This is a genomic window from Empedobacter sp. R750, from assembly GCF_030324345.1.
GTDB lineage: Bacteria > Bacteroidota > Bacteroidia > Flavobacteriales > Weeksellaceae > Empedobacter > Empedobacter falsenii_C.
In genome coordinates, this window is record NZ_JACAGF010000004.1 from 123,127 (window position 1) to 149,415 (window position 26,289).

At 31.6% G+C, this 26,289-nt stretch carries 27 protein-coding genes; 11 read left to right on the forward strand and 16 right to left on the reverse strand.

What is annotated here, in order from left to right; all coding sequences use genetic code 11:
• Nucleotides 1–3: 3 nt before the first annotated feature.
• Together HXZ74_RS06120 and flxA are read right to left on the reverse strand one after the other, a co-directional pair.
• The gene (locus HXZ74_RS06120; protein WP_286474362.1) at nucleotides 4–1,116 is read right to left on the reverse strand and encodes a WG repeat-containing protein; all 1,113 of its coding nucleotides are present in this window, start codon (nucleotides 1,114–1,116) and stop codon (nucleotides 4–6) included.
• 10 nt (nucleotides 1,117–1,126) lie between these two features.
• The gene (gene flxA, locus HXZ74_RS06125; RefSeq protein WP_286474364.1) at nucleotides 1,127–2,632 is read right to left on the reverse strand and encodes a flexirubin biosynthesis tyrosine ammonia-lyase FlxA; all 1,506 of its coding nucleotides are present in this window, start codon (nucleotides 2,630–2,632) and stop codon (nucleotides 1,127–1,129) included.
• 88 nt (nucleotides 2,633–2,720) lie between these two features.
• Between flxA and HXZ74_RS06130 the strand changes: the two genes are divergently transcribed.
• Entirely contained in the window at nucleotides 2,721–3,962 is a 1,242-nt protein-coding gene (locus HXZ74_RS06130) for an NAD(P)/FAD-dependent oxidoreductase (protein WP_114999635.1), read from the forward strand.
• An 84-nt stretch (nucleotides 3,963–4,046) separates the two neighbouring features.
• The gene (locus tag HXZ74_RS06135; protein ID WP_038332299.1) at nucleotides 4,047–4,913 is read left to right on the forward strand and encodes a cupin-like domain-containing protein; all 867 of its coding nucleotides are present in this window, start codon (nucleotides 4,047–4,049) and stop codon (nucleotides 4,911–4,913) included.
• Nucleotides 4,914–4,992: 79 nt separating this feature from the next.
• Here the strand turns inward: HXZ74_RS06135 and rplS are convergent, their stop codons facing one another.
• The 4 genes from rplS to ppk2 (HXZ74_RS06155) form a co-directional block, all read right to left on the reverse strand.
• Nucleotides 4,993–5,343 carry a 50S ribosomal protein L19 gene (rplS, locus tag HXZ74_RS06140; protein WP_019975296.1) on the reverse strand — a complete coding sequence of 117 codons (351 nt, stop codon included), beginning with the start codon at nucleotides 5,341–5,343 and terminating at the stop codon, nucleotides 4,993–4,995.
• A 115-nt stretch (nucleotides 5,344–5,458) separates the two neighbouring features.
• The gene (gene ppk2 / locus HXZ74_RS06145) at nucleotides 5,459–6,262 is read right to left on the reverse strand and encodes a polyphosphate kinase 2 (RefSeq protein WP_286474365.1); all 804 of its coding nucleotides are present in this window, start codon (nucleotides 6,260–6,262) and stop codon (nucleotides 5,459–5,461) included.
• 17 nt (nucleotides 6,263–6,279) lie between these two features.
• Entirely contained in the window at nucleotides 6,280–7,098 is an 819-nt protein-coding gene (gene ppk2, locus HXZ74_RS06150) for a polyphosphate kinase 2 (RefSeq protein ID WP_280061638.1), read from the reverse strand.
• Nucleotides 7,099–7,115: 17 nt separating this feature from the next.
• On the reverse strand, nucleotides 7,116–7,922 hold the full coding sequence (ppk2, locus tag HXZ74_RS06155; RefSeq protein WP_407932333.1) for a polyphosphate kinase 2: 807 nt from the start codon (nucleotides 7,920–7,922) through the stop codon (nucleotides 7,116–7,118).
• A gap of 254 nt (nucleotides 7,923–8,176) precedes the next feature.
• Here ppk2 (HXZ74_RS06155) and HXZ74_RS06160 point away from each other — a divergent pair, with 254 nt between their 5' ends.
• The 3 genes from HXZ74_RS06160 (at nucleotide 8,177) to HXZ74_RS06170 (ending at nucleotide 9,496) form a co-directional block, all read left to right on the forward strand.
• Nucleotides 8,177–8,482, forward strand: coding sequence for a hypothetical protein (locus HXZ74_RS06160; RefSeq protein ID WP_286474371.1), 306 nt, complete (start codon nucleotides 8,177–8,179; stop codon nucleotides 8,480–8,482).
• Nucleotides 8,483–8,550: 68 nt separating this feature from the next.
• Nucleotides 8,551–8,847: a YHS domain-containing protein gene (locus tag HXZ74_RS06165; RefSeq protein WP_286474375.1), complete on the forward strand. Its 297-nt coding sequence runs from the start codon at nucleotides 8,551–8,553 to the stop codon at nucleotides 8,845–8,847.
• Nucleotides 8,840–9,496 (forward strand): SCO family protein, encoded by a 657-nt coding sequence (locus tag HXZ74_RS06170; RefSeq protein ID WP_286474377.1) that lies wholly within the window; start codon nucleotides 8,840–8,842, stop codon nucleotides 9,494–9,496. The genes HXZ74_RS06165 and HXZ74_RS06170 overlap by 8 nt, the downstream gene beginning before the upstream one ends.
• 49 nt (nucleotides 9,497–9,545) lie before the next feature.
• Here the strand turns inward: HXZ74_RS06170 and HXZ74_RS06175 are convergent, their stop codons facing one another.
• Nucleotides 9,546–10,160 (reverse strand): NAD(P)H-dependent oxidoreductase, encoded by a 615-nt coding sequence (locus HXZ74_RS06175; protein WP_286474379.1) that lies wholly within the window; start codon nucleotides 10,158–10,160, stop codon nucleotides 9,546–9,548.
• A gap of 92 nt (nucleotides 10,161–10,252) precedes the next feature.
• On the opposite strand from HXZ74_RS06175, the gene HXZ74_RS06180 reads away from it, so the two are divergent.
• Both HXZ74_RS06180 and HXZ74_RS06185 read left to right on the forward strand, forming a co-directional pair.
• On the forward strand, nucleotides 10,253–10,639 hold the full coding sequence (locus HXZ74_RS06180) for a hypothetical protein (protein WP_280061630.1): 387 nt from the start codon (nucleotides 10,253–10,255) through the stop codon (nucleotides 10,637–10,639).
• A 12-nt stretch (nucleotides 10,640–10,651) separates the two neighbouring features.
• Complete coding sequence (locus HXZ74_RS06185; RefSeq protein ID WP_038332317.1) at nucleotides 10,652–11,563, forward strand: LysR family transcriptional regulator; 912 nt, start codon at nucleotides 10,652–10,654, stop codon at nucleotides 11,561–11,563.
• Here HXZ74_RS06185 and HXZ74_RS06190 read toward each other — a convergent pair.
• From HXZ74_RS06190 to HXZ74_RS06200, 3 genes are all read right to left on the reverse strand, one after another.
• Entirely contained in the window at nucleotides 11,560–12,225 is a 666-nt protein-coding gene (locus HXZ74_RS06190; RefSeq protein ID WP_125348814.1) for a response regulator, read from the reverse strand. The two genes, HXZ74_RS06185 and HXZ74_RS06190, sit on opposite strands and share 4 nt — an antisense overlap.
• A gap of 14 nt (nucleotides 12,226–12,239) precedes the next feature.
• The gene (locus HXZ74_RS06195) at nucleotides 12,240–13,694 is read right to left on the reverse strand and encodes a tetratricopeptide repeat-containing sensor histidine kinase (RefSeq protein ID WP_286474381.1); all 1,455 of its coding nucleotides are present in this window, start codon (nucleotides 13,692–13,694) and stop codon (nucleotides 12,240–12,242) included.
• A gap of 288 nt (nucleotides 13,695–13,982) precedes the next feature.
• Entirely contained in the window at nucleotides 13,983–14,138 is a 156-nt protein-coding gene (locus HXZ74_RS06200; protein ID WP_219035051.1) for a hypothetical protein, read from the reverse strand.
• A 354-nt stretch (nucleotides 14,139–14,492) separates the two neighbouring features.
• Here HXZ74_RS06200 and HXZ74_RS06205 point away from each other — a divergent pair, with 354 nt between their 5' ends.
• Nucleotides 14,493–15,275 (forward strand): hypothetical protein, encoded by a 783-nt coding sequence (locus tag HXZ74_RS06205; protein WP_219035050.1) that lies wholly within the window; start codon nucleotides 14,493–14,495, stop codon nucleotides 15,273–15,275.
• A gap of 58 nt (nucleotides 15,276–15,333) precedes the next feature.
• On the opposite strand, the gene HXZ74_RS06210 is transcribed toward HXZ74_RS06205, so the two are convergent.
• From HXZ74_RS06210 to cysD, 6 genes are read right to left on the reverse strand one after another with little or no spacing between them, the layout of a single operon-like run.
• Complete coding sequence (locus HXZ74_RS06210; protein WP_286474384.1) at nucleotides 15,334–16,776, reverse strand: TSUP family transporter; 1,443 nt, start codon at nucleotides 16,774–16,776, stop codon at nucleotides 15,334–15,336.
• 19 nt (nucleotides 16,777–16,795) lie between these two features.
• Entirely contained in the window at nucleotides 16,796–18,448 is a 1,653-nt protein-coding gene (locus tag HXZ74_RS06215; RefSeq protein WP_286474387.1) for an NADPH-dependent assimilatory sulfite reductase hemoprotein subunit, read from the reverse strand.
• A gap of 19 nt (nucleotides 18,449–18,467) precedes the next feature.
• Nucleotides 18,468–20,126 carry a diflavin oxidoreductase gene (locus tag HXZ74_RS06220; RefSeq protein WP_219035046.1) on the reverse strand — a complete coding sequence of 553 codons (1,659 nt, stop codon included), beginning with the start codon at nucleotides 20,124–20,126 and terminating at the stop codon, nucleotides 18,468–18,470.
• Nucleotides 20,116–20,928, reverse strand: coding sequence for a uroporphyrinogen-III C-methyltransferase (gene cobA, locus HXZ74_RS06225; protein WP_280061624.1), 813 nt, complete (start codon nucleotides 20,926–20,928; stop codon nucleotides 20,116–20,118). The genes HXZ74_RS06220 and cobA overlap by 11 nt, the downstream gene beginning before the upstream one ends.
• A gap of 42 nt (nucleotides 20,929–20,970) precedes the next feature.
• Nucleotides 20,971–22,206, reverse strand: coding sequence for a sulfate adenylyltransferase subunit 1 (locus tag HXZ74_RS06230; protein ID WP_114999575.1), 1,236 nt, complete (start codon nucleotides 22,204–22,206; stop codon nucleotides 20,971–20,973).
• Between the two features lie 51 nt (nucleotides 22,207–22,257).
• Entirely contained in the window at nucleotides 22,258–23,166 is a 909-nt protein-coding gene (gene cysD / locus HXZ74_RS06235; protein ID WP_114999573.1) for a sulfate adenylyltransferase subunit CysD, read from the reverse strand.
• Nucleotides 23,167–23,586: 420 nt separating this feature from the next.
• Here cysD and rlmD point away from each other — a divergent pair, with 420 nt between their 5' ends.
• Genes rlmD through HXZ74_RS06250 form a run of 3 tightly spaced genes read left to right on the forward strand, consistent with a single transcriptional unit; the run spans nucleotide 23,587 to nucleotide 26,280 of the window.
• Nucleotides 23,587–25,005: a 23S rRNA (uracil(1939)-C(5))-methyltransferase RlmD gene (rlmD, locus tag HXZ74_RS06240; protein WP_286474390.1), complete on the forward strand. Its 1,419-nt coding sequence runs from the start codon at nucleotides 23,587–23,589 to the stop codon at nucleotides 25,003–25,005.
• Between the two features lie 17 nt (nucleotides 25,006–25,022).
• Complete coding sequence (locus HXZ74_RS06245) at nucleotides 25,023–25,640, forward strand: DUF6452 family protein (RefSeq protein WP_114999568.1); 618 nt, start codon at nucleotides 25,023–25,025, stop codon at nucleotides 25,638–25,640.
• Nucleotides 25,594–26,280 carry a DUF6048 family protein gene (locus HXZ74_RS06250; RefSeq protein ID WP_152606094.1) on the forward strand — a complete coding sequence of 229 codons (687 nt, stop codon included), beginning with the start codon at nucleotides 25,594–25,596 and terminating at the stop codon, nucleotides 26,278–26,280. Before HXZ74_RS06245 ends, HXZ74_RS06250 begins: the two co-directional genes overlap by 47 nt.
• Nucleotides 26,281–26,289: the final 9 nt, after the last annotated feature.

Sequence of the window (26,289 nt, forward strand, 5' to 3'; positions counted from 1 at the left end):
TTTTTACTCATTAAAAAGTTCAGCATTATCAAACCATTGATCTGCTAATACATTTCCATTCTCCTCCAGAAAAGCCCACTTTCCTTGCTTCTTTACTCGAGCTAATTTACCATTGAACCCTTTATCTTTTTGTGAAAATCCGAAACTTACAGAGATGTCATACAAAGCTGGAATGACTAATTTACCATCTTTATTGACAAATCCCCATTTACTACCCTCTTTTACTGGAGCTAATCCTATTTCACTAAAAACTTCTGCATTATTATATTTTGGTCGAATAACGACTTCTCCTTGTTCATTAATAAATCCCCATTTCCCTTTATCCTCAATAGGAGCTAACCCATTAGAAAATGATTTTGCATTAGAAAAAATAGGTGTTATTATCCACTCTCCTTTTTTATTTATAAAACCAAACTTATGATTTTTTCGAGCAAAAGTGTATGAAGAAGAGTTAAAATTCCCAATAAAGTCTACTCCTTCAATAGCTATAAATTGATTGTTAGAAACAATTCCAAAATCAGTTCCCTTTTTTGCCCAAACAACATCTTGATTAAATTCTCCAACATCATCATATTCCAAGTTGACAATCAAATTTCCTTTTGTATCAATTACACCCCACTTTTTGTTTAAAGCTACTTTCGCATATCCATTTATAAAAGTTCTGATAACATGATATGTTGGCTCAATAAGTACATTTCCATTATAGTCAATTAAACCGACCAAATCTCCTTTTCTGATAAATGCAACTCCTTCATTAAAGTCATATACTTTATCAGTTAAAGGATAATTTTGTTGTTCACCTTTTGTATTAATGTATGTCCATTTTTTATCAATCTCAACCATTGCTATTCCGGAATTAAACTTCTTTGCATTGGAATATTGAGGTTCTATTACCCACTGATTTTCTTTATTAATAAATCCCCAAAAATTTCCTTTTTTAATTGCAGCAAGTCCTTCTGAAAAATCCTTTGCATCAGAATATTGAGGTTCTATTAAATATTGTCCGTATTCACCAATAAATCCAATTTTATTTTTTGTTTTTACTAATGCTAATTTCTGTGCAGATAATATTCCAAAAAAGACAGTTAAAAATGATAATAAAAGATATTTTCTCATCAATATATTTTTAAAATTTCAGTAAACAATTTTTCACTTCCTTAAGATAAGGATAAATCACCTCATCTTCTTTAAACGCAGGAACAATTTTACGAATCGAATCATAAAAAGCTTTTCCTTTCGAAGATAGTTTATCTTGTATTTGTAGAAATTCTATCGCTTGCGTTACAGCCAAACTCTGAACCGTCAACACTTCGAACGTATTATCAATCACTTTTGCGCAAATCGTTGCCGCATTTGTTCCCATACTCACAATATCTTGATTATCGTTATTGTTTGGAATACTATGCACATACATCGACGTAGAAAGTGTTTGATTTTCTGCCGTTGTAGAAGTCGCTGTAAATTGAGCAGCCTGCAAACCAAAATTAAAACCAAGCCTTCCTAAATTGACAAAAGGAGGTAAAATATTATTGATTTTTGGATTGACTAAATAATTTAATTGACGCTCACTCAGCATTGACAGACGAGTTACAGCTAATTTCAATTTATCCAATTCTAATGAAACATAATCGCCATGAAAATTCCCTCCATGATGAACAGTTTCATTTTCGACATCAATAATTGGATTGTCACTTGCCGAATTTATTTCATTTTCTAACACTTCTTTCGCGGCATTCCATGTATCATAAATTGGTCCTAAAATCTGAGGAACACAACGCAACGAATAATATTCTTGTACTTTTTCTTCAAAAATTTTTTCGGTACGCTCTTGATATAGTTCATCAGCACGTTTTTTGACTAATTTGCTATCATTCAAAAATTCTGACATTTTATTCGCAATATAGCGTTGACCAATGTGTTGCTTTGCTTCATTCAACGGTTTTGAATAATGATCATTAAAAGATTGAACAATCTCATTCATCATCGAGCTTAACGTAATCGAAAGATTGATTAATTGATTAACCTTTATCAAATTTACCATTCCAATTCCCGTCATTACCGAAGTTCCATTCATAATTGATAAACCTTCACGAATATGAACTTCTATTGGTTGAAGATTTTCAAGTTCAAAAACTTCTTTCGTCGATTTGATTTCACCTTTATAAAAAACTTCACCTTCTCCAATTAATGTCAAAGCTAAATGCGCCAATTGAACCAAATCTCCACTCGCACCAACACTTCCATGTTGATAAATGACAGGTAAAATATCACGGTTCACTAATTCTTGCATCAATACTAAAACTGAAGGATGTATCCCAGAATATCCCAATGAAAGCGTATTAAAACGTGCAATAACAGCAGCTTTTGTTTGATCTAACGTCAACGGTTCTCCAATTCCTGTACAGTGACTTCTGATTAAATTATATTGAAGTTGAATTGTATTTTCGTCTTCAATACGATATTGTGCCATTGGTCCAAAACCTGTATTTACGCCGTAAATTATTTTATTTTTTGAAAATTCTTTTAGGAATTTAAAACTATTCTCCACACGATCAAGTGTTAATTTATCGAGCAATAATTTTTTATTCTCAAAAAGTATGTTTTCTATAGTGTCAATTGTTAATTTTGTCATGTTATTGATTAGGTAAAAGATTTATCGATTTTGGTTATTTACTCCCTCAATCAGTTGCAAAAATAATTAAAAAACTATACAAAAAGTCATGATTGAAAATACAGATGTTTTAATCATCGGTGCAGGACCTTCGGGATCGGTTGCAGCAGCCTATTTAAGAGAAAAAAACATTAAAGTTATTGTTTTAGAAAAAACTCAATTTCCGAGAATTGTTGTAGGTGAAAGTTTAATCCCTCGCTCTATGGATCATTTCGAAGAAGCTGGATTGTTACCATATTTAGAGAAACAAAATTTCGAAGTAAAACCTGGTGCGAGATTTATTCGAGGTGAACAGATTTGTATTTTCGATTTTAGTAAAAAATTTGGGAAAGGACAAGATTGGACTTGGCAAGTTCCGCGCGCTGATTTTGACATGACTTTAGCTGATGCAATTATAGACAAAGGAGCAGATTTACGTTTTAATGAAGAAGTAATTGATGTTCAATTTGAAGGAAAAAAATCGATTACAACTGTTAAAAAACAAAATGGAGAAACCTATCAAATCAATGCTAAATTTTTGATTGATGCAAGCGGATATGGTCGTGTTTTACCACGATTATTAAATATTGATAGTCCATCAAAACTAAATCCTCATTCAGCAATTTTCACACATATTGATGATGTTCGTCGCCCTGAAGGTCGAGAAGGAACGCAGATTTCTTTTGATATTATCGAAACGAAAGTTTGGTTGTGGGTAATTCCTTTTTCGAATGGAAAAACAAGTGTCGGAATCGTTGGACCAACAGATTATATTAATCAATTATCAACCAATCAAGATACAACGGAAGCTTTGCAAAATGCAATTCAAAAATCTGATTTTTACGTCAATCGTTTTGGTAATTTACCATTTGAATTTAATCCAATTTGGTTAAAAAATTATTCCGCAGCGGTGACTAAAATGTTTGGAGATGGTTATGTTTTGACAGGAAATAGTACCGAGTTTTTAGATCCCGTTTTTTCTTCTGGTGTTTGTTTCGCAACAGAAAGTGGTTTAAAAGCTGCTAAACTTGCTATTAAAGAAATAAATGGTGAAAAAGTAGACTGGCAGACAGATTACGAAGATTATATGAAAGAAGGTATAGATGTTTTCACCACTTATGTGCAAGAATGGTATACCGGAAATTTGCAAGAATTATTTTTCCATCAACCTGAAAATCCTGATGTCAAAGAAAAAATTTGTGCTGTTTTAGCGGGATATGTATGGAACAAAGAAAATCCATTTGTTAAAAAACATTATAGCGTCATCCGGAATATGGCGCATCTGATTCGAATGGTTAAAGAAATAGAATAAATGAAAAGTCAACAATATGTTGGCTTTTTTATTTTTAATTCAGATAGATTCTCTATTTTTGAGTAATCCAATACTTTAAGACGCATGCAATTTCAAGCTATTGATACAGTTGAATCAATTTCAAAAGAAGATTTCATCAAAAATTATCTCAAAAAAAGAAAACCTTTGTTATTGAAAGGTTATGCAAAGAATTGGAAGGATTTTGACAAATGGAATCTCGATTATATCAAAGAAAAAGCCGGCGAACAAGTTGTGCCTTTATACGATAGTAAACCTGCTGATGCTAACAAAAGTTCGGACACTCCTGCTACACATATGAAGTTTAATGAATATGTGGATTTGATCAAAAAAGAGCCTTCTGATTTGAGAATTTTTTTCTTTATTATCAAAGATAAAATTCCCGAATTACTCAAAAATTTTGCTTATCCTGATCTTGGTTTAAAATATTTTGAACGTTTGCCTACCTTATTTTTTGGAGGAAGTGAAGCTAAAGTTTTGATGCATTATGATGTCGATATGACGGATTTTATTCATTTTCAGTTTCAAGGAGATAAACGAATTTTGTTGTTTGATCCAAAACAATCCAAAGCTTTATATAAAGTCCCTCTTTCGGTACATACGATTTACGAAATCGATTATGATCATCCCGATTACGAAAAATTTCCTGCTTTGAAACACGCAAAAGGTTTTGATTTTGTAATGAATCATGGTGATGCGCTATTTATTCCGCGAGGTTATTGGCATTATAATCGTTATTTAGAAGCTGGATTTTCGATGTCTTTACGCGCTTTCCCTAATGAATTTTTCCAAGTGATGAATACCGTTTATCATGTTTTTATTATGCGTTACACCGATAAATTAATGCGTAAATTATTTCAATCGAAATGGATTAATTTTAAAGAAAAATGGGCAATAAAGAAAAGTCATCGTTATTATGGAATTGAGAAATAAGATTTGAAAAAATTATTAAAAATAAAAAAATCCGTTCGATAGTCGAACGGATTTTATATTTTTCCTAAAAAAGCAGTTTTTAGTAAGCAGCGTCTTTGATACGAGCTTTTTTACCACGTAATGCTCTGAAGTAGAAGATACGAGCTCTACGAACTTTACCTTTTTTGTTTACTTCAATTTTTTGTAACGCTGGCATGTTAACTGGGAAGATACGCTCTACACCAACATCTCCAGACATTTTACGGATTGTGAAAGTTTCTGTAGTTCCTTGTCCTCTTCTTTGGATAACAACCCCTTTAAAGAACTGAACACGAGTTTTTCCACCCTCTGTAATTTCTTGATAAACTGTAATAGTATCACCTGCTGCGAAAGCTGGGAACTCTTTTTTAGCTACGTATTTCTCTTGTACGTATTTTACTAAATTTTCCATTATTATAATTTCAATTTATTTGAATTGAGCAACTTAAACGTCTTTCGTCAGAGGTTGAACAATGTGGGTGCAAAATTAATCAAAAATCTTGATTATACAAATGATTCTCTTACTTTTATGAATGAATTTTTATTACATCATCTTCAAAAGTTTGATTTTCTAATTTAGCAATGATTGATTTCATCGCTAAAAGTCGAGCCGCTTTTTTATCATCGGTCTCAATTTCTAGCCAAGACGAATTTTCTGTTCCTGTTTCTTGAAACATTTTATCAATGTAATTAGTATAAACATCCCATAACTCTTGTGCCTTTTGATCCAATGAACCTAATTTCCACTGTTTCATTTCGTCATCTTTTCGCTCTTGTAATCGTTCTGCTTGTTCTTCTTTCGAAATTGAAAGAAAAATTTTAATCAGAATAATTCCATCATCTTGTAAAAGTTGTTCTACTTCTACAACTTGCTTCATGAATTTTGAATATTGCTCTTCCGTACAAAATCCAAAAACTGGCTCTACAACAGCCCTATTATACCAAGAACGATCAAAGAAAACTATTTCTCCTGCATTTGGTAATTTCTGAAAATAACGCTGAAAATACCATTGTCCTTGTTCAATTTCGGTCGGCTTTGGTAATGCTTCAACACGATATTTTTTTGGATTTAGAAATTCTGTTATTCTCGAAATTGTTCCGCCTTTTCCAGCCGCATCTCGACCTTCGAAAATGATTAATACACGTTTATTACCCTGAATAACTCTAGATTGTATTTCTAACAATTTTTCTTGAAGTTCTTTTAATTCCTTCTCATAAGCGAGTTGCTCCTTGAACTTCTTTTCTTTTATAATATCATGTTTAACCAAAAAATCAATGATTTCTTGCTTATTATTTATTTTCTCTAAATCGTTTAAATCAAATTCGGCCATAATTATAGATTTGATGATTAATTTTCTTCTTCTAAGTTTTGATGTTTCAAAATACGTTTATTTTTATCATCATAAGGTATTTTAGACAAAATATATTCCATCGCTTCTACTCTAGCTTTGTACTTTTTGTTGGCATCAATGATTTTCCAAGGAGCAACATCTGTATTTGTTTTCTCAAACATCACATCTTTATAAGCCGAATAAACATCAAACAAATCTTGCGCTTTTTGATCAACAGAACTATACTTCCATCGTTTGGTTGGTGAATTTACAATATCTGCAAAACGTTTTGCTTGTTGTTCTTTTGTAATCGAAAAATAAATTTTAATCAAATATATACCTGAATTGATCCACATTTTTTCGACATCATTTACTTCGTTCATAAACGTTTCATATTCATCATTAGAACAAAAGCCATTTACAGGCTCTACAACAGCTCTATTGTACCAACTTCTATCAAAAAAGACTATTTCTCCTTCACGAGGAAGTTGACGAACATATCGCTGAAAATACCATTGTCCACGTTCTACTTCATTAGGTTTTGGTAGCGCTATAATTCTATGCTCACGAGGATTTAGATGTTCTACAATTCGACGAATTGCACCACCTTTTCCAGCTGCATCTCGACCTTCAAAAACAATCACTACTTTCCGTTTATTTTCGGCTATCCAAGTTTGTAATTTTATCAATTCTTCTTGTAATTGCTCTATCCTATTTTCATATTTTACAGTACGCAAGGCTTTCGCAAAATTCAATTTCCCATGATCAGATTGCAAAAGTCCAACAAGACCTTTTTTGGTTTCGATTAATTTTAAATCTTTCGGTTTTAGCTCCATTTTCTTACTATTTAAAATTAATGATTTAGTTCTTTTACCATTCGATAATAACGTTCAATCACATTTGGATCCACCATCAAATTTACTTCAGCGTCCTCTTTTCCTTTATAATTAAACAAAGAAAGCACATAACGAATAGATTCTAACCTTGCAGCATTTTTATCATTTGCGTTGACAATAATCCAAGGCGAAAAAGAGTTGTGTGTACGCGTAAACATTTGATTGATATAATGCGAAAATTCGTCCCAAAGCTCTTGTCCTTTTGCATCGACTGGACTATATTTCCATTTTTTAAGCGGATTATTTAACCTCGAATCAAAACGTGCTTGCTGCTCCTCTTTCGTCACAGAAAACCACAATTTAATAATATATGTCCCTGATTCGTACAACATATGTTCGAATTCGGAAACTTGCACCATAAATTGCTCATATTGTTGCTCTGTGCAAAATCCCATAACCGGTTCTACAACTGCTCTGTTATACCAACTTCTATCAAAAAAAACAATTTCCCCAGCATTTGGTAATTCTTTGATATAACGATTGAAGTACCACTGATTTTGCTCGACTTCTGTAGGTTTATTCAATGCAACAACACGCATAGAACGCGGATTAAGATGCTCGCGAAAACGGCGAATTGTTCCTCCTTTTCCTGAAGCATCTCGTCCTTCGAAAATAATTGCAACTTTTTTCTTTTCTGTCGAAATCCAATTTTGAAGATTTACTAATTCTGATTGCAGTTTTAATAATTCATTTTCGTATTCAAATTTCTTGAGAACATTTTTATATAAAGGATTTTCTTCTTGATTTTCAACTAAAAAGCTCATTAGTTCTTCGGTTGTTATAAAATCTAAAATCTTACTTTTTTTCATAAATATTTATAGATTGTAAAATCTTTTTTAAGGTAAAAATTTTACAGAACATAAAAGTGAAGATTATGATAAATCTTTCTTTTAAAATCATAAATTTTATCATATTCAACCTCAATCAATTTGGTTAAATTTGTCACTAAATTAGTTTTTTGCGCATACTATTTTTCATATCACTCATATTTTCTATCGCATTTCGTCCTTTAATGCCGATGATAGATTATGTTTTGAATTATAAAGAAATCACAAATGAACTTTGTGAAAATCGAGAAAAACCTGAATTACTTTGTAACGGTTTTTGCTATTTGAAAGATGAAATTTCGAAAAGTGAAAAGAATCAACCCGAAAATCATTTTGTCAAAAATTCGGTCAAAATTTTAGATGCGATTGTTCCTCAAAAACAAATTATTTCTCCTAAAAAATATTTTACACAAGAAAATAAATCTTCAACTGATTATTATCTAGATATTAATTCTAACTATATTATTCGTTTAATTTTTCATCCACCAATTGTTTAGTTTTTCTTTTATAAACCTGAATTACAGAATAAGATAACAATTAATTAAAAACAAATAAACAATATAAAATGAAAAACTTAAAAAATATATTCGCTTTAATCGTAGTAGGATTTGCATTATTTTCTTGTAACAAAAAGCAACCAAAACAAGAGAGTTTTGAAGTAAAACATGTTTCTCACCAAGAAATGAAAGCAGCAACGAAATTGGATGTTGCGGTTGTGAACGAAGCTGATCCTATTTGTGGAATGAAAACTGCTGAACATTTAAGTGATACAGCTAATTACCAAGGAAAAACGTATGGTTTTTGTTCGACAATGTGTAAAGAAGAATTTCTAAAAAATCCAGAAAAACATATTCATGAATAAACAATTAATAGCCGTTATTGTTATCATTTTAGGCGTTATAGGAACTGTTTTTTGGTTAAAAAATAAGCCAAAAGACGAACTTTACACCGTAATGAAAGTTCCAGAATTTTCGATGACGAATCAAAATAATCAAACAATTACAGATCGTGATATGTTAGGAAAAGTGTACGTTGTAGAATTTTTCTTTACAAGTTGTCCTACTATTTGTCCTGTGATGAGCCATAATTTACGTTCGATAGAAGATGAAATAAATGATGCAAACCTTGGTTTTATTTCGGTTACGATTGACCCAAAACGAGATACACCTGCACGATTGTTAGAATATGCAAAACAAATTGGTGTAAAATCGCCGAATTGGCATTATTTGACTTCGGATCGAGAAAATATTGAGCAACTTTCGGACAAATTCAATATTTATGTTGGAAAAGACGAAACAACTGCCGAAGGTCTAAATCATAGCGGAAAACTTGCGTTGGTTGATAAACAGGGGAATATCAGAAGTCGATATGATAAAATGGGTGTTCCAATGTTGTTTTATTCGGGACTGAATTACAAAGATCCTGAAGGAAAAGAACCTTCATTGGGAGGAAAATATCATCCTGAAATAGAATTTTTAAAAGAAGATATTAAAAAACTTCTTTCAGAATAAAATCTTAAAACCCTCCTAAAATGGAGGGTTTTGTTTTAATTATAGTTTTCTAAATTACAACCAATTCTTGCTCTATTTCAGCTTTCAAAAATGATTTGTATTCATTTTGATAAGCATCTATCCGCTCTGGCGTTGCATTTTTCTCGATATCATGAAAGTGAAAACTATTCAATCTTGTCATTCCTGTAAATTCATTCATTTTATGGAATCCAAATAAAACACCTTCATCAACAGATTTTTGCTCAAAAAACTCACCTTCTAACGTAAAAGCTTCTTCTGGCGCGTTCCAAGTACTTGTTACCATATATTTTTTTCCGTGCATCAATCCACCTTTTCCGTAATTAATTGCAGGATTTATTCGCGAACGGCCATCACTAGCGTACATTCCATTATTGTGTCCTGCTGTAAAAACATCATCTATGTAAAACTTTAATCGAAAAGGAACTTGAAACCACCAAATTGGCACATGATAAATAATCAAATCTGCCCATTTAAAATTCTCAACTTCTTCTTTTGGATCAAATTCATCATTAATATCTGTTATTCGAATATCTAATCCTAAATCTTTTAAAATTTCTTCTGACCAATTTGTAATAGAATGATTTAGCTTTCCGCCTGAATGTGCATATTTAAGACCGCCGTTTATTATAAAAACATTTTTCATTGTATTTTCTTTTTTGATGAGACAAAATTCCAACAAGTTTTTCTATTATTAAAATAACTTAAATTATATATTTGTATCATAATTATTATAGAATGAGAAAACAATATCATTTCAGAAAAATTGATAACAAACTATACGCATGGGATGTAGACAATTTAATTTTTCTAACAAAGGAATTAGAAATCGAAAATATTGATTTGTCTAAAATAAATGAGTTTGAAGAAACCTATTGGTATAATGAAGAAGGAGATTCGCCGACATGCCGTTCTATCACGCAACATATAAAATTAGTAAATGATTCAGACTTAAATTATCCAATTATTGTTTGTCCTGATGGAAAATTGATGGACGGAATGCATCGTGTTGTAAAAGCAAATTTATTGGAGTTGAAAACGATAAAAGCGTATCGACTTTCGACTTTACCAAAACCCGATTATATTGATGTAAATCCTGACGATTTACCTTATGACGAAAATTAAAATTTAGAAATTATGCAATCAAATTTTGAATGGTTCAGAACGTTTAAAGCAATTTACGAAACAGGAACTTTATCAGCCGCAGCGCAACAATTATTTATTTCACAACCTGGTGTTAGCTTACATCTCAATTCGTTGGAAGCCTATACGGGTTACAAATTATTTGATCGATCGGCGCGAAAAATGGTACCGACTGAAAAAGGAAAAATTTTGTATAATTTTATTTTAGAACCGATTCAAAAATTAGCTGCTGCAGAGCAACATTTTCATAAACGAGCTGATAAAGATCGTGCAACAATCAGCATAGGAATGTGTTTTGAAACTTTTCAATATACATTAGAGGAACATGTTTCTGATTTAGATTTTAACTTAATTATCAAATTTGGAGATTATAAAATCATGCACCAAGATTTGGATAATGGTTTATTGGATTTGGTTATTACTCCTCAAAAAAGTACTCACAAAAATCTTTGTTATCATCCTTTTTCGAAAGAAAAAATCGTTTTGATTGCAGGAAACAATACAGATTTAACTTCAATCGAAAAAAGTTTAAACCATAAAGATTATAAAGCTTTAAAAAATGAATTAAAAAATAATCTTTGGTATAGCACAGCCGCTGATATGGAACATTTAAAACATTTTTGGTTAGAAAACTTTAAGGAGCATCCAGATTTCAAACCAAATTATATCGTTCCAAATATCAGTTCTATTATTCGTTGTTTGAGTGATGGAAATGGTTTTTCTATTGTTCCTGATTTTTTATGCCAAGAAGCAATAAATTCTGGTAAAATAAAATTGGTTTGGCAAGGTGAAAAACCATTGGAAAATACACTCTATTTTGGTTCCCGAAAAAATACGATTTACGAAAAAGAAATTGCGCAATTACAACAGATTTTCGAGAATAAATGGTGTAAAGATTTGGGTTAAATGCTTCCCAAATCTTTAAAAAATGCAACCAATTGATGATTACTTGTAATTTGTAGCGACTCTTTTAATGAGCCCAATCTCTTTTCTACACTGCTTTGACTTGCTGGCTTGATATTATTTTGTTTTAAGTGATTTGGAATATCTTTTAACAAAATTCCATTCGAAAGTAACGAAACTAATGTGACATCATATGAAGTAATTTCATACGTATTTTTTTGTTTTATACTACGTTTCATGTCCAATTCCAAATGCATTCCATCCGCAAAAACAGTTTGTATCGCTTTTTTCAATTCTTTCGAGTCTTCTCTTCCTTTCGCCACAAACCCATCTATATGGTATTCTTTGAAAAGATTATCCACCATATCCGCTTTCTTTTCTACCGAAAAAACAATCACTTTCAAATTTGGCTGAATCGCTTTTACTGCTTCAATTAAATCTCTTCCCCCTTTCAAGTTTTGCTCGCGATGATCTTCTTCAAAAGACAAATCAGAAATCAATAAATCATAAGGTTGATCGTCGTGCAGTGCTTTTTTCACTTTCAAGAATGCATCATCACAATAAAAAGCATAATCAGGATTTTCAACTTGTAAATCTTTTAAAACTTTCTGAACCGAAATATTAAAACTCTCAAAATCTTCTGCAATTAATACTTTTTTAAACATACTTTTTATTTAGGTTATTGAATTGGAAATATGATCTTAATTTTTAGACCATTCACATTTTCAGTTTCAAAAATAACATCTCCGTTTAGATTAGAAATACGTGAAACCGTATTTTGCAAACCATTTTTAGGTTTTAAATCCGAAATTCCAATTCCGTCATCCGAATAATTGATAATAATTTGCTGATTTTCTTCTTTAAAATTTAATATAACTCGTGAAGCTTCGCTATGTTTTTTCATGTTCGTCAACAATTCTTGCATCACCAAAAAAACCTCTGTTTTAGCATAATCTTGTACATTCCTCCAAAGTTCTTTATCATTTCCAATCAAATATATTTTGACTTGTTCCGAATCATAAGAACTTATCAACTGTGCTAATTTTTCGGCAAAATTTTCTTGTTGATTTTCATCGATTTTGTCATAAGAAATATCGCGCGAAATTTCATAAACAACTTCCAATTTATCTAGGATTTCATCACGATTAAATTCTGATTTATTCTCAATATCAGACATCACATGATAAATTCCGTTCGCCACTTTATCGTGTACTTTTTTAGAATATTTCAGTTCCGTTTTCTTAACTTCCAAAACCTTTTCTTGCTCTAATTTTTGCTTTCTTTTTCTGTACAAAAAATATCCAAAAACAAACAGAACGATCAATAAACCGATTAGAATATAAAGTTTTAAAATATCATTTTTCTTCTTTTCGTTTTCTGCTTCAGCTTTCAAAAAATCTGCACGATTTTTCTCCGAATCATAACGCACCAACGCAAATTGATTTTTCGCTCTGTTACGTTCTAACTGAATACTATCATTTAGCTTTTGATAAGCTTCAAAATATTGTTTTGCATTTGTTGGATTTTCTAATAAAATAAGTTGCTGATAAACTTCTAATTTATCGTCTACACTCTTATTCTCAAACGCAATTTGTTTTCTTTTATAAGCGTAATCCAATGCTTTTTTATGATCTAAATTTGAAAAATAATCTGTTAAATGCGCATAACTTGCATTTTGTCCCCACAAATCATTTTCCTTTAATCTAATATTTAATGCTTTATTTAATTCATTTACAACATTCGATTTATTGTCTTTTAACCATTTGGTATATGCTAAATTATCAGTAATTCGCGCATATTCTTTTGGATTTTCAATTGTAGTCTTATCTTTTAATAATTCCTCGTAAATATTTATCGCTTTATCATACTGACTATCATATAGATAACTGTTTGCAATATTATTTTGATTAATAATATAAACATCTTTTTCTGTAGAATATTCTATTGATTTTTCATAATATTGGATAGCTTCCTTATAATTTCCTAAATCATGAGTAGTTTGCCCTAAAATATTATATGCACTAGAAAGTGTTTCTTTTTCATCTTTTATTTGAGGATTTAATAATTTTATTGAAGAAATAATCAATTCTTGACTTCCAAACCAATCTCCTTGATCTTTAGAAATAAAAGCCATGTTTATCAAACATTTTGATGCTTTATGAATATTTTTATTTTTTAAAAATTCTGAATATGCCTTATTAAAATAAATATACGCACTATCATTTTCTTTCTTCTCATAAAACTTCCAAGCAACATCATAAGCTTTACTTTCAAAATAATTTTGTTCAATCTCTTTGTTTTTAGACTGTTGGCATGAAGTTATTAAAAGTATAATACCAAAAAATAAAATTTTTCTCAAATCATTGTATTTACTCAATAAAGCTAAATAAAAAACGGATAGATTTCTCTACCCGTCCATAATTTATTTTTTTACAGGAACATCCCCTTTTTCTCCATTTGTATCACCGTCTATACTATCGGTTGATGTTTGTACAATTGGATGTTGATCTTGTGAAATTGTGTTTGCATTTTGATTTGGAAAAAAGAATCCCAATAAAGCGAATAATAATTGTAACATAGCTTAAATTTTTAATTTTTTGATATAGGTGCTCTTCCTCACAAAACAGATTGCGAGTAGTGTACACGAGAAAAAAAGAAGCGCTTCTTTAGTGGGAAGTTTTTGTAATCTTGAGAACAATTCAGGAAAAATGCTTCCCTTCAAATCACCTCAACTATTTTCGAGACTACGTTTTCAGAAATCAAGTTTTTTGTTTTTGTTTTGATTTCTATTGCAAAGTAAATACAGAACACAAAGTCGCTGTTAGACAAACAATGGACAAGTTTTGGACAATTATTAGACAGCTCGCTTTACGTGAAACCGTAATTTATTTTGTCCAAAATTTGTCTACTTTGTAAAAGAATTAAAAGTGAAATGTCTACGAAAAAATATCTATTCGAAAAAGTTTTTGAGAAAGCAAAAAATGAATGTGGGAGTTCAAGTAAAAATGCATTATCAACTTATCTAAATACAATTTTTATTGATGATTATAATTTCCCGATTAGCACAAAAACGATTTCGAGATATTATGAAGCATTCGAGAAAAATGAAATTAATGATAAGAATATTTCTATTGATGTATTAAATATTCTTGCTCATTATATCGGTTATGAAAGTTTTGGAGATTTTAATCAAAAAAATCAGCTGATAAAAAGTGATGAAAAAGAAGTTAATGTAGAAGAAATCGTATCGGTAAAACCAATAATAGATGATAATATTCCTGAAGAGGAATCAATAATTAATCTTCCATCAAAAAAGAATAATTTCTTTGAGAAAATAAAACTTCAACGAAATAAAGTAATTGCTGGAAGTGGCATTGCAACTATTTTGGCTAGCGGAGGATTATTTCTTAATTCAATCAATCAAAATTCGTCTTGTATGATTTGGAAAGAAAATCATTATGAAGAAATAGAATGCGAAGAAACTTCGCCTCAAATGAATGCTGTTCCATATAACGAAACTGTTTTTCAATTGAAGAAAATCACAAAACCTGATACTTTAAATTTTGAAAATGCACTTGATAAAGTTTGGTATACAAAGAAAAATGGTGAAGTAGAATTTTATACAAATTACGGTTTACATCCCGAAAATGGCAAAACATTGAAACCTGTCACAAAATATATTTTAACTAAATATGTCTTAAATAATGAACAATAAAAAACACTCAACATACGAGATGAAGAGTGTTTTGATTGTTAGAAATGATATATAAAATTTAGAAAATTTTAAAAAGAATACGAATACTAAATGTGATCACTAAAAAAGCTACAGCCAAAATAGCTACTTTCTGAGGTATTTTGCCTGCTAATTTCGCTGCAATTGGCGCTGCTAAAGCTCCTCCAATTATTAAACCTGCAATGATAAAACCATGACTTACGCCCAAAGCTGCAAAAAAAGTCAACGATGCAGAAAGTGTCACAAAAAACTCGGCTAAACTAACTGTTCCTACTACTAAGTTTGATTTTTTTCCTTTTGCTAATAAAGTTGATGTCACGACAGGTCCCCAACCTCCACCACCAAAAGCATCTAAAAAACCTCCGGCAAATCCTAAAAACCCAACTCGTTTTACTTTTTTGCGTTCGATTTTTTTTCTGAATGCTAAAATAATTAATCGAATTCCGATGATTAAGGTGTACGAAGCCAATATTCCGTAAGTAATGGTTTCGTATTTGTTTCCCAAATAAACCAATAATAATGATCCCGAAACTGCTCCAATAACGCCTGGAATAGCCAAAGCAACCAATAATTTTTTGTTTACATTTCCAAATCTATAATGCGAAAAACCACTAATTCCGCTCGAAAACATTTCGGCAGTATGAATACTACCACTTATTGAAGGCAGATTAACACCAAACAACATCATGCTTGTGGAACACGTTACACCATATCCCAAACCAACGGCTCCGTCGACCATTTGCGCGAAAAAACCAACCGCCAACATGATGTAAAAAACATTGGGAATATGAACAACGAAATCTTTCGCTTCCGAAAAACTTACGATTGATGACAAAGCATATCCTAAGAATAATGCAAAAAATATCAATGTAATTTCGGTTACTAAACGTTTGTATTTTTTAGTCGATTTTTTTCCTTCAAATGAAGAAGTTAAATGATTCAAATCAGTTAGTTTTTGATTAAAATCTCCTTTGTGATTATTTCTGATTTTATTTAAACTTTCAATGTTTTCATCAATTGAATCTGGAATAACATCAGAAAAATATTCTCTCAAACGTTTTGCCATAACAGGAGATTGTCCATTTGTAGAAATCGCAATTTTAAGATGACCTTTATTCACAATCGAACCTAAATAAAAATCGCACAAATCTGGCTGATCAGCTGCATTAACCAAAATTCCTTTTGCATTTGCTTTTTGCTTCACTTCTTGCGAAGTCTCTTTATTATCGGTGGCGACAATCACTAAATCTACATCTTCCAAATCACTCGATTCGAACGCATGAGTTTCATATTGAATTGATGGATATTGTGAAAAAACATCTTTCAATTCTTGTTTAAATTCCTTTGCTACAACTTTCAAATTGACCGAAGGATTTTGTTTGATTAGCGTCGAAACCTTTTCTAATCCTACATTTCCTCCGCCAACAATCAGGAAGCGCAAATGCTCTGTTTTTAAAAATATCGGGAATAAATTATTTTTCATTGTTCTTAAAGCGATTTAACTAATTAACCGAAAAATATTTTCGATAGGTAAAATCTCCGAATGTTTCATTGTCTATTTTTTCTTTTGTATAACTTTCGAAAACTTGGTCTAACTCATTCAAAATCTCAGTTTCATTGACTTTTTCTTTGTAAATTTTGTTCAAACGAACACCATATCGATCTCCTCCCAACATCAAATTATAATGTCCAGCAGAAGTCCCTACAAAACCAATCTCCGAAACATACGAACGACCACAACCATTTGGACAGCCCGTCATACGAATAGAAATATCATCATTTTGAAGTTGATGTTTTTCTAGCAAAGGCTCTATTTTAGTCATCAATTCTGGCAAATAACGTTGCGCTTCTGCTAAAGCCAATGGACAAGTTGGTAAAGCCACGCATGCCATCGAATTTTTTCGAAGTTCACTAATATCTTTGTGAATAGAATATTTTTCTAAAAGTTGTTCAACTTTAGCTTTATTTTCAGTTGAAATTTCACCTAACAATAAATTTTGATTCGCTGTAAAAATGAAATTATTGATGTTTAATAAAGCCAATTCATGTAAAAATGCTTTCTGATTAGGCTGTACAACTCCATTCTCCACAAATAAAGTGTAATACCACGTTTCGTTATTCACTTGTCGCCAATCATAAATATCAGAACGCTCCGTAAATTTATAGGGCTGAGAAGGCTCTAATTTAAAACCAACACGTTTTTCTAATTCAGACTTGAAACCATCAACCGTTAATTTATCAACTGTATATTTTAATCGCGCTAATTTTCGATCTCCACGATTCCCAAAATCACGCTGAATTGTCAACACTTCATAAGCCAGTTTCAACACTTTTTCTTCAGAATCAACAAAACCAATTTCGGTTGCTAAACGCGAATATGTATTTGGATTTCCGTGAGTTGTAGACAAACCTCCACCAACAGCGATATTGAAACCTTTCAATTCATTATTTTCGATAATCGCAATCAGTCCCAAATCATTTGCAAAAACATCTACATCATTAGTTGGCGGAATAGCAATTGCAATTTTAAATTTTCGGGGTAAATAGCGGTCTTCGTACAAATCATCTTTCTCTGTTTCGCGTTCGTAAATCTTTTCATTATCCACAAAAATCTCATAATAAGCTTGTGTTTTAGGCAACAAATGTTTTGATAATTTATCTGCATATGCATGAATTTGAGCATGAATAGACGAAACCAACGGATGAGAACTCGCAATTACATTTCGGTTCACATCACCACAAGCCACGATAGAATCTAACTTTGCTTGGTCAAACGATTGTAAAGTTGGACGCAATTGATGTTTCAAAATTCCGTGCAATTGAATGGTTTGACGCGTTGTAATTTTCAAAACGCCTGTTCCATATTGTTCAGAAGTTTCGTGAATTGCCAACCATTTATCAGCGTCAATAATTCCACCCGGAATACGTAAACGAATCATAAAAGAATACAATTTGTCTAACTTTTTTTCTGCGCGTTCTTCTCGTCTATCGCGATCATCTTGCACATACATTCCGTGAAATTTCACCAAAGCTTCGTCATCTGCACGCACATTTCCGGTGTGATTATCCAGCTCTATACTCTCTTTTAACGTACCGCGAAGTCCGTCACTTTTTATTTTAATTCCTTCAATAGGAGATTGTTTTTCTATACTCATTTTGTTAGTTATTGGTTGATTAGTAGACATCTTTTTGGTAACGACCTTCTTCTTGTAATTGTTCCAGAAAATTTTTCGCTGAAACCTCATCTTGATTTGATTCTTTTGCAATTAATTCGATCAAAGCACTTTCTACATCTGTACTCATTCCATCTTTTTGTCCACAGACATACAAATAAGCACCTTCATTTAACCAATTGTAAAGCTCTTTTCCTTGTTCTTTCACTCGATCTTGTACATAAATTTTATGTTTTTGATCTCTAGAAAAAGCTGTATCTAATTTGCTCAAAACTCCTGTCGAAAGCCATTCCTGAATTTCAGTTTGATAATAGAAATCCGAAACAAAATGTTGTTCACCAAAAAACAACCAGTTTTTACCTTCTGCGCCAATTGCATCACGATGTGTCAAAAAACTACGAAAAGGTGCAATTCCTGTTCCTGGACCAATCATAATTACCGATTGATTTTCATCTGGAAGTTTGAAGTTTTTATTTTTATGAATGTAAAATTCTATGGATTTACCTTGCTCAAAATCTGCTAAAAACTGAGAACATAATCCAGTTTTTTGTTGATCTGAAACTGAAAAAGTATTCAGACTAACCGTTAAATGAATTTCATTATCATGTGCTTCATTCGATGATGAAATCGAATATAAACGTGGTGCAATTGGATGCAAAAGATTTAAAATATCATCAAATTTTATTGTAGATTCTGACGAAAAATATTTTGTCAACAAATCAATTAAATCAATTTTAGTTTCGAGAATTTCTACATTCAAAATCGTTGCAAATTGATCGATTGATTTTTTAGAAAGTGCTCTAATATTTTTTTCTTCAAGTTCTTTCGCGCGATTTTCTTCATTAAAAAGCTTTGCTATTGCTAAAATTTCGGTTTGATTATTTTTTGGATAAACACCCAAAGCATCACCAGGTTCGTAATCGACTTGCTCATCAACTGCTATTTCGACATGATAGGTTTCTTTGTTTGAACCTCTGTCGTTCAAAACGATTTTATGCTTTACAATTCCTTCATACGATTTTTTCTGCGTTGAAGAACTTTGCAATTTTTGAGGTTGTACAACCGTTGAACTTCCTTCTGATTGAATAGTTTTTAAAATATCCGCAAACCAATTTTCGGCAATTTCTTGATAATCTAAATCTACTTTTACCAAATCGAAAACGCGTTGTGCGCCTAGTTTTCCAAATAATTCATCAATTTCTTCTCCTGATTTACAGAAAAACGGATAAGACGTATCGCCCAAACCAAAAACAGCAAACTTAGTTTGATTTAATTTTAGATCAGAGTTACTCAAATTATCATAGAATTTTTGAGCATTTTGAGGTAAATCTCCATCTCCCTGCGTACTAAAAATTAAAATTAAAAATTCTTCTTTTTCAATTTTTTCGAGTGGATATTGAAACGCATCAATCGCTTTAGCTTGAATTTTATTCTTCTTAAAAATTCCAAGCAATTGATTGGCTAATTTCTTCGCATTTCCTGTTTCAGTTCCATAGATTATTGTAGGTTTGATTGAGGTTAAAACCCTTTGTTCTTTCGGCTCATCTTGTGTCTGATTTGCAACTAATCCAGCCAAATAACCATTTGTCCAAATAATTTCGTCACGTGATAATTCTTTGACTAAACTTTTTACTAAGTTCAATTTTTCGTTAGCTAGCATAAGAAATTGTTGTTTTATGGTTATCAAAATAAGAGTTGGAAGTTGGCTGTTCATCGAACCAAGCGAATGATTGATGCAAATTGACAACATGACCAACGATAATTAAAGTTGGTACAAAATCGAAGGTTGGTAAATGATTTTCTACAATATTTTCAAAAGTAAAAACTTGTGTTTTCTGATCTGGAGTTGTCGCTTGTTGAATAACTGCTAAACCTTTTTCGGTATCAATTCCATTCAAAATTAACTGATTGGCCAAAGTTTGTAAACGTTGTCCACTCATATAAAAAACCAATGTATCAGACGTTTTTGCCCAATCTTTCCATTGTTTATCTTCAATAGATTTCAAATCGCACAACGTCAACATGCGAACTCCTTTCGAATGATTGCGTGCTGTCAACGGAATTCCTGTGTAAGCAGCAGCACCAAAAGCAGCCGAAATTCCTGGAATTATTTCGTACGGAACATGATTTTTTTTCAAGGTTACTAATTCGTCCAAAATATTAGAAAAAAGTGAAGCGTCACCTCCTTTCAATCGAACCACTAATTTTCCTTGCATTGCAAACTCAATCATCAAATCGTTGATATCTTTTTGAGGCGTATGAATGCCTTTCGAACATTGTTTTCCGACATAAATAACTAACGCATCTTTCGACGCATATTCGTCTATTAACACTGGAGAAACCAAGCGATCTGTCAAAATAACATCTGCTTTTTTGATATAATTTAATGTTTTGAGCGTCACCAATTCTGGATCTCCAGGACCAGCGCCAGCCAAAATTACTTTTCCTATTGTTGTTTGCATGTTTGTAATAAATTAGTTGATTGATAAGATTTAATTGATGTTTTAATCAATAAACATCAAAGCTGCGACTGTATTTTTCGTTGTTTCGTCAATCAAAATGGCATTTCCTGTATGAATATTTTCTTTGAAAGAATCAAAAAATAAAGGTTGATTCGTTTTTAAAACCACTTGTCCAATATCATTTAACTTGATTTCTTCAGATGGAATAAATTCCCAATTATTAATATCCCAATGTTGATCGATTGTTTTGATTTTTGCACGAACCGAATGAAAACGGTGTTGTAAAACATACGTTTTTCCTTGTTGCAATGCATTATTGTCTAACCAACAAATCCAAGCCTTTGGTTCGTTTGTCGTTTGCGGTTCTTCGGAAGTTTTTACAATTGTGTCTCCTCTACTGATATCTATATTATTTTCGAGATGAATCACAACATTTTCTCCTGCTTCAGCATGTTGTACTTCTTCCAAATGACGTTCTATTTTAACAATTTTTGATTCGATATTTGATGGATAAACTTTAATAGAATCCCCAACTTTGTAAACTCCACTCAAAATTTGTCCCGCATAACCTCTATAATCGTGATGTTCTTCATCTTTTGGGCGAATTACCCATTGAACCTGAAAACGCGCTGCTAAATTTTTATCTGTTTCAATCGAAACTGTTTCCAACTGATGCAATAATGTTTCACCATTATACCAAGGCGTTTTCGCAGATTTTTCGACAATATTATCGCCAACCAAAGCAGAAACTGGAATAAAAGTTACTTCATCATAATTCAATTGATCTTGAATTTGTTGAAAATCATTTTTTATCTTTTCGAAAATATCTTGCGAATAATCAACCAAATCAATTTTGTTAATCGCAATAATTGCTTTTTTAATTCCCATCAACGAACCAATACTTGCATGACGTTTTGTTTGAGAAGTAATTCCTTTTCGTGCATCAACCAGAATAATAATCAACTCTGAATTTGAAGCACCTGTAATCATATTTCGAGTATATTGCTCATGTCCAGGCGCATCTGCAATAATAAATTTTCGTTTTGCAGTCGAAAAATATTTATATGCAACGTCTATTGTAATTCCTTGTTCGCGCTCGGCACGTAAACCATCTGTGATCAAAGACAAATCAATTTCGTCGTCTTCATTTGATTTACGTTTTTCTAAAACACCCAATTGATCGGTGTGAATACTATTCGAATCGTAAAGTAAACGTCCTATTAAAGTACTTTTACCATCGTCTACGTTTCCTGCTGTTATAAATTTTAATGTAATCATTTTACTTAATTCCTATAGATATTATAGAGTTTTGTTTAAAAAAATTTTGACTTAGAAATAACCTTGTTTTTTACGGTCTTCCATCGCAGATTCTGACAATTGATCATCCAAACGAGTTTGTCCTCTTTCGCTAATTCTTGTATTAATAATATCAGTAATGATATCGTCAATCGTAGAAGAATCCGAAGGTACAGCCGCTGTACACGTCATATCACCAACCGTTCTGTAACGTACTTTTTCTACGACAACCTCATCGTCTGCATTTGGCTGAATAAAATCTGAAGTCGCAATTAATTTATCATTGTAAACAATACATTCGCGCTCGTGGGCAAAGTATAAATTTGGTAATTCGATGTTATTTTGTTTTATGTAATTCCAAACATCTAATTCTGTCCAATTGCTAATCGGAAAAACACGTACATTATGTCCTTTTTCAATTCTTCCATTCAAAATATTCCACAATTCTGGACGCTGAAGTTTAGGATCCCATTGACCAAAATCATCACGAACCGAGAAAATACGTTCTTTTGCACGTGCTTTTTCTTCATCACGACGTGCTCCTCCAATACATGCATCAAATTCATTTTCTTCGATTACATCTAACAACGCATACGTTTGCAAGGCATTACGAGAAGGAAAACGGCCAGCAGTTTCTTTCAGATTATACTTTTTTATAGCATCTTCTACAGAAGCAACAATCAATTTTTCGCCAATTTTATTGACCAAATAATCTCTAAATTTTATCGCTTCAGGAAAATTGTGTCCTGTATCTACGTGTACCAAAGGAAAAGGAAATTTCCCTGGACGAAAGGCTTTCAAAGCTAAATGAATCAAAACAATAGAATCTTTTCCTCCTGAAAATAACAATGCTGGACGCTCAAATTGAGCAGCTGTTTCTCTCAAAATGTAGATTGCTTCGTCTTCTAGTTGATTTAAATAATTTTTTTCTTGACTTGACATTCTTTCTAACTTTCTAACTTATTTTTTGACAATAAAAAACTCCTCAAAATTTTGGAGGAGTTCATGAATTATTATTTTCGTAATTAATACGTCACAATATATTCCTCCTCTTTTAACGAGTGGCACATATACATTGACATATTAAATACTAAATTTTTCATTTTTTCTTGTTTTATTTCTGATTTCAAAATTATATTATTTTTCTAAACAAATATAATTAAGAGAATAATTTAAATAACAAACCTATTTTTTAAACTATTTTATGAAAATTATTCTAAATAAATTTATCAAACAAAATAATAACCTATAAAACCGATAGATTTTATATTGTAAAAATAAAAATATTATTTAAAATACAAAGATTGATTCCAAAAAAAGATAAAAAATTGAATATTTCGACGACTTCCTTACCTTTGCAAAATGTCAAGAAAAGCGAAACAAAAAATCATATTAAATAATATAGAAGTTTTACGTGCTGGTGCAAAAGGTGTATCAGTTGGTAAAACAGAGGAAGGAAAAACGGTTCTGATAAAAGGTGCGATTCCAGGAGACGTTGTAGATGTACACATTTTGAAGAAAAAAAGCAGCTATTTAGAGGGACAAGCAATCGAAATTCACACAAAATCTCCTTATCGTGTTCAGCCAGAATGTGAGCATTTTGGTGTTTGCGGTGGTTGTAAATGGCAAGATATGAGCTATGATGCTCAACTTAAATTTAAACACGACGAAGTGGTTAACAATTTGGTTCGTATCGGAGGTTTCAAAGATCTAGATGCTGAAATTGTTCCAATTTTAGGTTCTAAAGAACAATATTTTTACCGTAATAAATTAGAATTTACTTTTTCTAATGCACGTTGGTTAACGTTAGAAGAAATTCAGTCTGGGAAAGAATTTGACGACCGTGACGTAGTTGGATTCCATATTCCTGGTGCTTGGTCTAAAGTTTTGGATGTTACAAAATGTCACTTACAACGTGATCCTTCGAATGCGATTCGTGTTGAAGCAAAACGTTTTGCATTAGAACATAACTTAGATTTCTTCGATTTAAAAAATCAAGAAGGTTTATTAAGAACATTAATGATTCGTACTTCTCAGAATGGACAAGTAATGGTTTTGGTTCAATTTTTCCGTGAAGAAAAAGAAAATCGTGAGGCTTTCTTACAAAACTTGAAAGATAAATTCCCAGAAATCACTTCATTATTGTATGCAATCAATCCAAAACAAAACGATTCTGTTTATGATTTAGATATTGAAGTTTTTGCTGGAGATGATCATATTATGGAAAAGATGGAAGATTTGAACTTTAAAATTGGTCCAAAATCTTTCTATCAAACAAATCCAGAACAAGCATACGAATTATATAAATTAACACGTGATTTTGCAGGTTTAACTGGTGATGAATTAGTGTACGATTTATATACAGGAACTGGAACAATTGCACAATTCGTTTCGAAAAAAGCGAAAAAAGTAGTTGGTGTAGAATCTGTTCAAGAAGCTATTGATGCAGCAAAAGCGGCAGCAAAATTCAATGGAATTGATAATTGTGATTTCTATTGTGGTGATATGAAAGATGTATTGAATCAAGATTTTATCAACGAACACGGAATTCCAGATGTAATTATTACTGATCCTCCACGTGATGGAATGCATAAAAAAGTAGTTGAAAATATTTTGTTCATGAATCCTAAACGTGTTGTTTACGTTTCGTGTAACTCTGCTACACAAGCGCGCGATTTAGAATTGATGAAAGATCACTATAAAATTGTTAAAGTTCAGCCAGTTGATATGTTTCCACAAACGCATCATGTCGAAAATATTGTACTTTTAGAGCGAATTTAAAATTCAATCAAAAAAAAATGAAAAATATTCAACGTTTTCTGGCTTATTCAATTTTCGCTTCTATAATTTCTTTAGCATTTTATAGTTGCGAAGACGATGATATTTGTACCGACGAAGGTGATGTTCCTCGCATGGTTGCTGATATGTATTATGATGGAACAAATGTTCCTTTAGAAGATTCGATTTATTATTGGGCGTATGTATATAATGATTCGATTACGAAAGGAATTAGAGAAGCTACAGGAACGAGTAAAGATACTGTCTTAATCGAAAAAAATTCTGCTTTAGGAAAAACGAGTTTCGGAATTGCTTTGCGTAATAATTCAAAAAAAGAAATTTATTATACTATAGCGCAAGGTCCAGATATAGATGTAAAAGATTCTATAACGGGTAAAGTCATCAGAACAATCCTTGCAAAACGTGATCGATTGATTTTAAAATACGATACACTTGGAAATGGCTATACTTCTAAAGCTTGTGGTTTTGGATTAACTTTTAAAGGAGTTGATGTAAAATTGGTGACGAAAACTGCAAATGGAGCTGGAAATTGGATAAAGAAAATAGAAACTGTAAATACTGAAATTAAAGATGGTTCGACAACTGTTATTAAGCTTTTTGCTAACGAGCGCAATTAGTTTTGCATTTGGTCAAGAAAATAAAACTGATTCGACAAAAGTTTCCGTTACAGATTCTATTCCAAAGAAAAAACACCATGATATTTTTATCGGTGTAGATGTTTTCAATCCGATTGTTTCTGCTTTCAACGATAAAAAAGGTGTTAGTGCTTATGCTTCTTATCAAATCAATAATAAGTGGCATGCTGTTGTAGAAGCTGGTTTCGAGAAAAATAAGTTCGATGAAATCAATTGGAATGTTGATGTTGACGGCGTTTTTGCAAAACTTGGTGCAAACTGGTTTATAACGCAAGATGTAGAAAATCAATCGAACGGAATTTACATTGGTGGACGAATTGCGTATTCTAAATATTCGCAAACCATTAATAGTTATCCGATTAGAGATTTACAATCTAATGAGATTACAGGAACAGGAAGTTTGCCAAAAGCGAATGTAAGCAGTTATTGGATAGAAGCTGTGGTTGGTGGACGTGTAGAGATTTTCAAGAATTTTTATGGTGAATTAGCCTTGCATCCTGCAGCTTATATTGGTGGTAAAAAAGATCAAGGAATTGATCCTTTAGTCATTCCTGGTTACGGAAAATACAGCGGTCCTTTTAATATGCCCGTTTTTTGGGGAATTTCTTATAAGATAAAGTAAGATTAAAAC